7 protein-coding genes and 1 tRNA gene are annotated in these 8,077 nt (G+C 66.9%); 3 read left to right on the top strand and 5 right to left on the bottom strand.

Annotation, left to right across the window (positions count from 1 at the left end; all coding sequences use genetic code 11):
* The coding region (locus QZX62_RS07905; RefSeq protein ID WP_294173484.1) for a hypothetical protein at positions 1-242 on the top strand (242 nt) is incomplete at its 5' end.
* A 42-nt stretch (positions 243-284) separates the two neighbouring features.
* On the opposite strand, the gene QZX62_RS07900 is transcribed toward QZX62_RS07905, so the two are convergent.
* The 3 genes from QZX62_RS07900 to QZX62_RS07890 form a co-directional block, all read right to left on the bottom strand.
* The gene (locus tag QZX62_RS07900) at positions 285-1,595 is read right to left on the bottom strand and encodes an amidohydrolase (protein ID WP_294173483.1); all 1,311 of its coding nucleotides are present in this window, start codon (positions 1,593-1,595) and stop codon (positions 285-287) included.
* A gap of 39 nt (positions 1,596-1,634) precedes the next feature.
* The gene (locus QZX62_RS07895) at positions 1,635-2,252 is read right to left on the bottom strand and encodes a DUF4893 domain-containing protein (protein ID WP_294173482.1); all 618 of its coding nucleotides are present in this window, start codon (positions 2,250-2,252) and stop codon (positions 1,635-1,637) included.
* 106 nt (positions 2,253-2,358) lie between these two features.
* A complete protein-coding gene (locus QZX62_RS07890; protein WP_294173481.1) occupies positions 2,359-3,144 on the bottom strand; it encodes a 3-hydroxybutyrate dehydrogenase in 786 nt (261 codons plus the stop codon).
* Between the two features lie 98 nt (positions 3,145-3,242).
* Between QZX62_RS07890 and QZX62_RS07885 the strand changes: the two genes are divergently transcribed.
* The gene (locus tag QZX62_RS07885) at positions 3,243-4,133 is read left to right on the top strand and encodes a neutral zinc metallopeptidase (RefSeq protein WP_294173479.1); all 891 of its coding nucleotides are present in this window, start codon (positions 3,243-3,245) and stop codon (positions 4,131-4,133) included.
* 82 nt (positions 4,134-4,215) lie between these two features.
* On the opposite strand, the gene QZX62_RS07880 is transcribed toward QZX62_RS07885, so the two are convergent.
* Together QZX62_RS07880 and QZX62_RS07875 are read right to left on the bottom strand one after the other, a co-directional pair.
* On the bottom strand, positions 4,216-5,205 hold the full coding sequence (locus QZX62_RS07880) for an NADP-dependent oxidoreductase (RefSeq protein ID WP_294173476.1): 990 nt from the start codon (positions 5,203-5,205) through the stop codon (positions 4,216-4,218).
* Between the two features lie 180 nt (positions 5,206-5,385).
* A complete protein-coding gene (locus QZX62_RS07875; RefSeq protein WP_294173474.1) occupies positions 5,386-6,852 on the bottom strand; it encodes a DUF2171 domain-containing protein in 1,467 nt (488 codons plus the stop codon).
* Positions 6,853-7,068: 216 nt separating this feature from the next.
* Here QZX62_RS07875 and QZX62_RS07870 point away from each other — a divergent pair.
* A tRNA-Ala gene (locus QZX62_RS07870) sits at positions 7,069-7,144 on the top strand.
* Positions 7,145-8,077: the final 933 nt, after the last annotated feature.

Raw genomic sequence — 8,077 nt, 5'->3', positions numbered from 1 at the left:
CTGGACTCGTTTTTGGGGCAAAGAGTATGGCGGCGTGCATCTGCCGCTTCGAGACCATTGCACCAAATGCGGGACGAGCTTCATCTGAGTTCCGACTTCCGCTTTCCACCCATCCCGGACATATGGGCGAAATGTCTGGTTTCGACCCATTGCGGACATTAGCCGTAGCGGGACGTCCGTTAGGAAAAGCTCACAAGATGCTCATGACAGTTGCTCGCGATTGGGCCACCCGTGTTTCGTGAGTTCGGACAGGAGACCCGCGTTGCCGTCACGTCCGTGGCCGCTCACCCCTTCTTCAACACATCCAGCGCCGCCAGTGTCATCGCCTCCGTCGCCGTCCCGATCACCGCCTCGGCATCGGGCGCCCAATATGGGCTATGGAGCGACGGCAGCTTGGCCGCGTCCCCGCCTGCCGCCTGGTACTGCTTGGCCGGGGTGCCGCCGACCCAGAAGATCAGGCTCTCGATGCTCTTGTCGGCCAGCCAGAAGCGGCTGAAGTCCTCGCCGCCCATCACCGCCGGGGTCTTCACCACCCGCTCCTGGCCGAAAATCTGGGCGAACAGCTCAAGCGCGCGGTTCGACAGCTTCTCGGTGTTGAAAGTCGAGGGCGTGTACATTTCTTCGCGCACCGTCACGACCGGCATGCGGTCCTCGGGCATGCCCGCCGCGATCGCCTCGCCGCGGGCGATGCGCTTGATCCCGTCGAGCAGCAGCTTGCGCACCTCGGGCGTGTAGCTGCGCACCGTCAGCTGCAGCCGGGCTTCGTCCGAGATGATGTTGTGCTTGGCGCCCGCCTGGAAGCTGCCCACCGTCACCACGGCGGGATCGGCCGGGTTGTTCTCGCGGCTGACCAGCGTCTGCAGGGTGGAGACGATTCGCGAGGCCAGCACGATCGGGTCCTTGGTGGTCTGCGGATAGGCGCCGTGCCCGCCGACGCCCTTGACCGTGATGTCGACGCTATCGACGTTGGCGAGTGCGTAGCCGGGCGTCACCCCGATCACTCCGGCCGGGAGCGCCGCCGCGTCGTGGAAGGCGAGCGCGGTCGCGGGCTTGGGAAAGCGGGTGTAGAGCCCGTCGGCCAGCATCGCGCGAGCGCCCTCGCCGGTCTCCTCCCCGGGCTGCAGGATCATCACCAGCGTGCCCGACCAGCGGTCCTTCATCGCCGCCAGCCGCCGTGCGGTGCCAAGCCAGGCGGCCATGTGGGTGTCGTGCCCGCAGCCGTGCATCACGCCGGTCTCCACGCCGGAGCGTGCGGTGGCGCGGATCTTGGAGGCGAAGGGGAGGCCGGTCTGCTCGACGATCGGCAGCCCGTCCATGTCGGCGCGGATCATCAGCACCGGTCCCGCGCCGTTCTGCATCACCGCGACCACGCCGGTCTTGCCGACCTTTTCCGTCACCTTGAAACCGAGCTTGCGCGCTTCGGCGGCAAGCTTGGTGGGCGAGCGCACCTCCTGCATCGACAATTCGGGGTTGGCATGGAGGTCGCGGTAGAGCGCCATCAGCTTCGGCATGTCGGCGGCCACCGCCTCGCGCAGGGTGGCGGCGGTGCCGGGCGTGGCGAGCAGCGCGGCGGCAGCGAGGAGCAGAGTCTTCATGCCTGTCGTTGTACCCCGGCGCACGCCGGGGTCCAGCCCTCACGCGGGTGCCAGCTCTACCACGTCGACCAAGCTCTCGAACCGCGGCCGGGGCAGCACCAGCCGCCAGCGATTGGGCCCGATCCGTTCGACATGGCCGGCAAGGTCGCGCTCGGCGTCCGCGCCATATTGCATCGCGCGCGCCTCATCGCCGAGCACCAGCGTACCCAGGAACACGCCCCGCAGCTGATCGTGCGGGAAGATCAGGCCGACGTGCCGCTGCGACCCGCCGAGCTTGGCGAACCCCTGCAGGTCGCGCTCGGCCTTCACCCGGCAGGAAAAGGCGGGGTAGGCGACGAACGGCAGCATTCCGGCCGACCCCGCCCCGAGCTTGACCGTGCGGCAGCGATAGGTGCCGTTGGGAATCGCGGGACCGGGCAGGGCCGCGTCCGGCTGCAGCAGCGCGCCCTGCTGCGCCACCTGCGGGCCGTAGCCGCCTGCCTGCGCCTGTTGCAGCGCCTCCATCCAGGCGTTCCGCCATCCGCGCAGGCGCTCGCGGTCGTCGGTGGTGACCGCCTGCCGCCAGTCCCGGCTCTCCCCGGCGACGATGCCGCCAGGCCGCATCGCCACGCAGGCGGTGAGGGGGAGGATGGCGGCAAGCAGAAGGAAGCGCATCATCGTCATTGCGAGGAGCGTAGCGTCGAAGCAATCCAGTGTCTTCGGAGAAAACTGGATTGCTTGCCCTTGCGACCTCTCCGATCCGCTGCGCTCGCAATGACGCCGGTCACTGCGCCGTCCAGCCCCCGTCCATGCTGAGGTTCGCGCCGGTGATCGACCCAGCTTCCGGCCGGCACAGGTAGAGCGCCAGGCTGGCGACCTCCACCGGCTCCACGAAACGCTTGGTCGGTTGGGCGGCGAGGAGGACGTCGTTCACCACCTGCTCGCGGGTCATGTTCCGGGTCTTCATCGTATCGGGAATCTGGCCCTCGATCAGCGAGGTCCAGACGTAGCCGGGCGAGATGCAATTGGCGGTGACGCCGTCGCGCGCTGCCTCCAGCGCGACCGCCTTGGTGAAGCCGGCGACCCCATGCTTGGCCGCGACGTACGGCGCCTTGTTCGGGCTCGCGACCAGGCTGTGCGCCGAGGCGGTGTTGATGATCCGGCCCCAGCCGCGCTGGCGCATGGCTGGCAGGCACAGCCGCGTGGTATGGAACACCGCCGACAGGTTGACCGCGATGATCGCGTCCCATTTCTCCGCCGGGAACTGGTCCACCGGTGCGACGTGCTGGATGCCGGCATTGTTGACCAGGATCGACGGCGAGCCGAGCTCGTCCGTGCACTGGGCGATCATGGCGTCGATCGCCTCCGGGTTCGACAGGTCGGCGTCCGAGTAGGCCGCGCAATCCTCGCTGAGCTGGGCCAACTCGTCGCGGATCGCCTCGATCTCGGCCTTGTCGCCGAAGCCGTTCAGCATGACCCGCGCCCCCTCCGCCGCGAGCGCCCGGGCGATGGCGAGGCCGATGCCCGAGGTGGAGCCGGTCACCAGCGCGACTTTGTCGTTCAGCAGCATGCGAGTTCCTCCTTGGCCGCGCTGTTGCGGGCGCGCCGCGCAATTGCAACCGTTACGCTCGCCCAAGCATTTGTCGTGGCACAAGGGAGATCAGGCGGATGCGGCTCGGCGACGGCAACGACAGCGATTTCATCGACCGCACCGGTCAGTCCGGCGGCGGATCGATTCTGGGCGGCGGCGGGGGGATGCTGGGCCTGTTGATCCCGTTGATCCTCAGCCGCTTCGGCATCGTTGGGCTGCTCATCCTCGGCCTCGGCTATTGCGCCCTGTCGAGCCTCGGCGGTGGCGGCGGCTTGCTGACGGGCGGAGGCGCCGGCACGCAGCAGGCGTCCGGACAGTCGCGGCTCAGCCCCGAGATGACGCGCTTCCTGCCGGCAGTGCTGTCGAGCACCGACGCGGTCTGGACGGACGCCTTCCGCCAGAGCGGCACGACTTACCGCGAACCCAAGCTGGTCGCCTACACGGGCGGTACCCAGACGGGGTGCGGCGCCGGTCAGGCGGCCATGGGCCCATTCTATTGTCCGAGCGATAGCAACATCTACATCGACCCGACTTTCTTCAGCGAGTTGACCCGGAAGTTCGGCGCTCCCGGCGACTTCGCGGCGGCCTACGTCATCGCGCACGAGGTCGGGCACCATATCCAGAATCTCGAAGGCACGCTCGACAAGGCGCAGGCGGCGCAGGCGCGCGCCGGCGAGGCCGCGGGCAACCAGATCCAGGTGGGCGTGGAGCTTCAGGCCGACTGCTACGCCGGCGTCTGGGCGGCCAACGCCAAAGCTCCCGACGGCACCCGCGCGCTGGAGCCCGGCGACGTCGAGGAAGGCCTGCGCGCGGCCGAAGCCATCGGCGACGACACGCTGCAGCGGCAGGCGCAGGGCGCGGTAGTTCCAGAAAGCTTTACCCACGGCTCGTCGGCGCAGCGGATGAACGCGCTGCGCACGGGCCTGGAGAGCGGCAACCCGGCGAGCTGTAACTTCAGCAAGGTATGAGCGACCCGGGCCCACTCCGGGGTCTGCGTTCCTTGGCAATGCGAAGAAGAAGGGCGCACCCCGGCTCAAAGCCGGGGTGCCGCTAAACCCGCACCAGCATCTTGCCCGTGTTCGCTCCCGTGAACAGCCCGAGGAACGCTTCGGGCGTCCGCTCCAGCCCTTCCATCACCGTATCGCGGCCCTTGACCTGGCCACTCGCCACCCACGGCCCCATCTCGCCGAAGAACTCGCCCATGCGGCTCATGTAATCGGTGTAGATGAAACCCTTGAGCATGATCCGCATCGCGATCACGCGCATGATGTAGCGCAGGCACATCGGCTCCGCGGCATTGTAGCCCTCGATCATGCCGCAGATGGCGAAGCGCGCGTCTCGACGAGCGTGGGCCAGCGCGGCGTCGAGATGGTCGCCGCCGACATTGTCGAAGTAGACGTCGATCCCTTTCGGCGCCGCTTCGGCCAGGCTCTTCACCAGCGGCCCGGCCTTGTAGTCGATCACGGCATCGGCACCGAGCGAGCGGACGAACTCGCATTTCTCCGCGCCGCCGGCCGAGCCGATCACCGTCATGCCCTTGGCCTTGGCGATCTGCACCACCGCCGAGCCGACCGCGCCGGCCGCGGCGGAAACGAACACGATGTCACCCGCCTTGGCCTGCGCCGCTGTAAGCAAGCCGAAATAGGCAGTTCCACCGGTCAAGCCGAGGTTCCCTAGAAACGCCTGCGGCTCCACGCCGGGGATGTTGGGAAGCTTGGTCAGCGCCTCCGCCGGCAGCACCGCCTCGTCGCGCCAGCCCGCCATGTGCAGCACCAGCTCGCCCGGTGCGAAGCCGTCGGCGTCGCTCTCGACCACCTCCGCCACCGCGCCGCCTTCCAGCGGAGCCCCGACTGCAAACGGCGGCACGTAGCTTTTTACGTCGTTCATTCGCCCGCGCATGTAGGGGTCGACCGACAGCCAGCGGTTGCGCACGCGGGCCAGCCCGTCGCCGAGCGGCGGCAGGTCGATCTCCTTCAGCTCGAAATTGTCCGGAATCGGCATGCCGCTCGGGCGGCTCTTGAGGTGCCAGGCTCGGGGCATGCGCGGGTCTCCTAAGGGTAGCTGTTACTTCCCGTATCGTCATTCCCGCGAACGCGGGAACCCAGATAAAGGCGTCATCCTGCTCAAACCTAAGTCCCGCTTTCGCGGGGACGACGAAGAGACAAGAAAAGGCCCGGCCACCTCTGCGGCAGCCGGACCTCCTTTCGTCAGGCCTGCGCCTTACGACTTCTTGTTGTCATCCTCGTAGGTGCCTGAGAAGCTCCGATCGAGGACGTGCGGGCCCTCGCCGCTCTGCGTCGGCCCGGTCTCGGTCCCGAGCGGCTGGCTGTTGCGATCGCGACGCTGTTCTTCGCGCTCGTCGTCCCGCTTGGTTCCGAACAGCCCGCTTAGCAGCCCGCCGCCGCCGCTCCGGTTGCGGTCGTCGTCGCGCTCATCATGCAGCTGGCTGCGGATGGTCTCCTTCGTGCCGGCAAGATAAACTCGGCCACCTTCGACCCGCTCGAGCAGCGAGCAAGAGAAGCTGCGATGCACGCCGCCTGACTCGGGGTCGGTCCGGGTCAGAATGATCGTGTCGCCGTGGACCTTATCCACCGCGCCGATGTGCTCGCCATGCTGGTCGACCACCTCGTCATGCTCGCGGATCGCCTGCAGCATCTGCCGCTTGGTCTGCCGCTGCTGCCGCCAGCCGGAGAACTCGTTCTCGAATTTGGTCCGGTGCTCCTGGCGATAGGCATCATAATCCTGGTCGAGCTCGTCGATCTGCCGCTGGCGCCAGCTCGAATAATGCTCGTCGTGGTGCCCGCCGATGCGGCTGGCGGCCTGAGCTGCACCTCCGGCCGCCGCCGCACCCATGCCCGACCTGCCTGAGCTCTGCCGACGGCTGTCGTCGTCGCCCCAGCCGCCGTAATTGTAGCGGTCGCCGCGATCGCGATCCTGGTCTTGGGCAAAGTCCTGCCGACCATATTGGCTGCGGGCGAAGTCCTGCCCGCCCATGCCGGAGCGCTGGCTGCCCGCGCCGCGGCCTTGATCGCCACTCGTCGCCCGATATCGATCATCGTCGTCACCGCCGCCCCAGCGGCCCCGCGACTGGTTGCCGAAGTCGGAGCGGTCGTCGTCCCGATAGTCGCGTCCGCTCTGGCGCGGGCTGAAGCTGCCGCCGCCGGTCTGCCCGTAGGAGCCCGGATAGCGATTGCTGCCCTCGGGGCGCCCGCCGCCGAAGCCGCCGCTTTCACCGAAGCCGCGGCCGTATTGATTACGGTAGCTGCCTTCGTCGCGGTCGCGGCCGAAGCTCGACGACTGGCCGCCGCCGAAGCTGCGGCTACGGTCCTCGCTTCGGTAGCGCTCGCGCTCGCCACCACCGCCGAAGAAGCTGCCGCCGCCGCTGTCGCGCTGCCGATCCGGGCGTGCACCATACTCGCTGCGATGGTCATCGCGGTCGTGCCGCTCGCGTCCACCGCCGGCAAAGCCGCCGCGGTCATCGCGGTCGCGGCTGTACCGATCGGAGCCCGGATGGCCCATCCGCTCGTCGTGCATGCGCCGCTGCTCGGCCTCCTCGTCGCCGAACCAGCTCTGGACCTCGTCCCGCGCGCGCTCGAAGAAGCCGCGGTCGTCGTTGCCGCCGTCCCCACGGTAATCGCGACCCTCGTCACGCCTCCCGGGGCGGTTGTCGTACCGGTCGTAAGCCATTGCCACTCCTCCACAGATCGACACGCAGCGGGCAGGGATGCCCGGAGCGAAGTCTTATGGAAACGAGCAGGGCGAGGGCCTTGTTCCGGCTGCGCAAGGTCATTGGAGGGCAGGGAACGCCGGGCGGAGACGGCAGAAAGCGGAAGGTCGACACGGGCGTGCAAAGCGCCGTTGCGCCCCCGTCAAAGCGCCGCTAAGGGAGCGCTGCCAAGGCGCGGGGCTGTAGCTCAGATGGGAGAGCGCTGCAATCGCACTGCAGAGGTCAGGGGTTCGATTCCCCTCAGCTCCACCAGCTTTTCAATGATTTAGCTGGTTTCCGCGCCTGGCATACGGAACGATACGGAACTCGCTGGGGCTAGCAGCGGCGATCGACGGCCTGCCAGTGAAAGCGGTGTCGGGTCCGGAGAGCAGCTAGGGCAATAGCGCTCAGTCCGGACCCGTGCCCCCAGCGAACACGCTCTAACGCGCAAATTTTAATGAGCCTCTAGCGCATTCAGCAGGTTCATTCGCCCCTCCGCCGATAGCGGCTACGGGCGAAGGCCGGAGATGCTGTCATCCACCACTTGTTAATCTCGCAACTGCGAACACGCACTTCGCAGTTGCAGCAATCTCTACTTGGTGTATCTCGTCTGTGCCGCTTGGACCTAAAGGAAGAATGTTCGTGAACCTCTGGATCATCGCTTTGCTGATTTGGATTGCGCCCGCCATCGCTCTCGCGGTTGCCCTGACCTGGGTTCGACTAAAGAGCAGCCCCATGGTGCAGCCTCTGTTGGAAGAGCTTAGCGCACCAGGATCTGCTGATCCCCTACCGGCCTAATTGCTCCGTAGTAACGAAGCCCAGGCAAATAGCCCCTGACGTTGACCCTAAAGACGTGAGCGAGACCAGCCGACTTAGGTCAGCGCTGAGAATGCCAACAACAGCAAGGCCCAGCAAAACACTGATGCCACAAGGAGCGCCAGTATGCTTGATCGGTGCAGGCGTACGCCACGCACATCAGGTGAAAATTGCACTAGTGTCAGTACCTTATGTCGGCCCCGTAACCATACCTTCGGCTTCAGGTGAGTCCCCTTACGTAACCGTTCACCGCACTTAGCAAGCGGTTTCGTAAAGTTACGTTGCACTGCAAGGCTAGCTACGGCCGAGCTAAACTTGGTTTGCCTAGGTCACCCGCATCAGCTGAGACGGGAACGGCTGGGCAAGCGAGCAGGCGCTTGCCACCTCACC

It is taken from the genome of uncultured Sphingomonas sp. (assembly GCF_902806265.1).
Taxonomy (GTDB): domain Bacteria; phylum Pseudomonadota; class Alphaproteobacteria; order Sphingomonadales; family Sphingomonadaceae; genus Sphingomicrobium.
The sequence above is the reverse complement of the archived record's forward strand: the minus strand, read 5'-3'. Positions and strand labels throughout refer to the sequence as shown.

Bases quoted from the DNA above. Each gene is read 5' to 3' on its own strand.
- QZX62_RS07895 (WP_294173482.1), bottom strand. From the start codon at position 2,252: ATGATGCGCTTCCTTCTGCTTGCCGCCATCCTCCCCCTCACCGCCTGC.
- QZX62_RS07885 (WP_294173479.1), top strand. From the start codon at position 3,243: ATGCGGCTCGGCGACGGCAACGACAGCGATTTCATCGACCGCACCGGT.
- QZX62_RS07900 (WP_294173483.1), bottom strand. From the start codon at position 1,595: ATGAAGACTCTGCTCCTCGCTGCCGCCGCGCTGCTCGCCACGCCCGGC.
- QZX62_RS07875 (WP_294173474.1), bottom strand. From the start codon at position 6,852: ATGGCTTACGACCGGTACGACAACCGCCCCGGGAGGCGTGACGAGGGT.
- QZX62_RS07890 (WP_294173481.1), bottom strand. From the start codon at position 3,144: ATGCTGCTGAACGACAAAGTCGCGCTGGTGACCGGCTCCACCTCGGGC.
- QZX62_RS07880 (WP_294173476.1), bottom strand. From the start codon at position 5,205: ATGCCCCGAGCCTGGCACCTCAAGAGCCGCCCGAGCGGCATGCCGATT.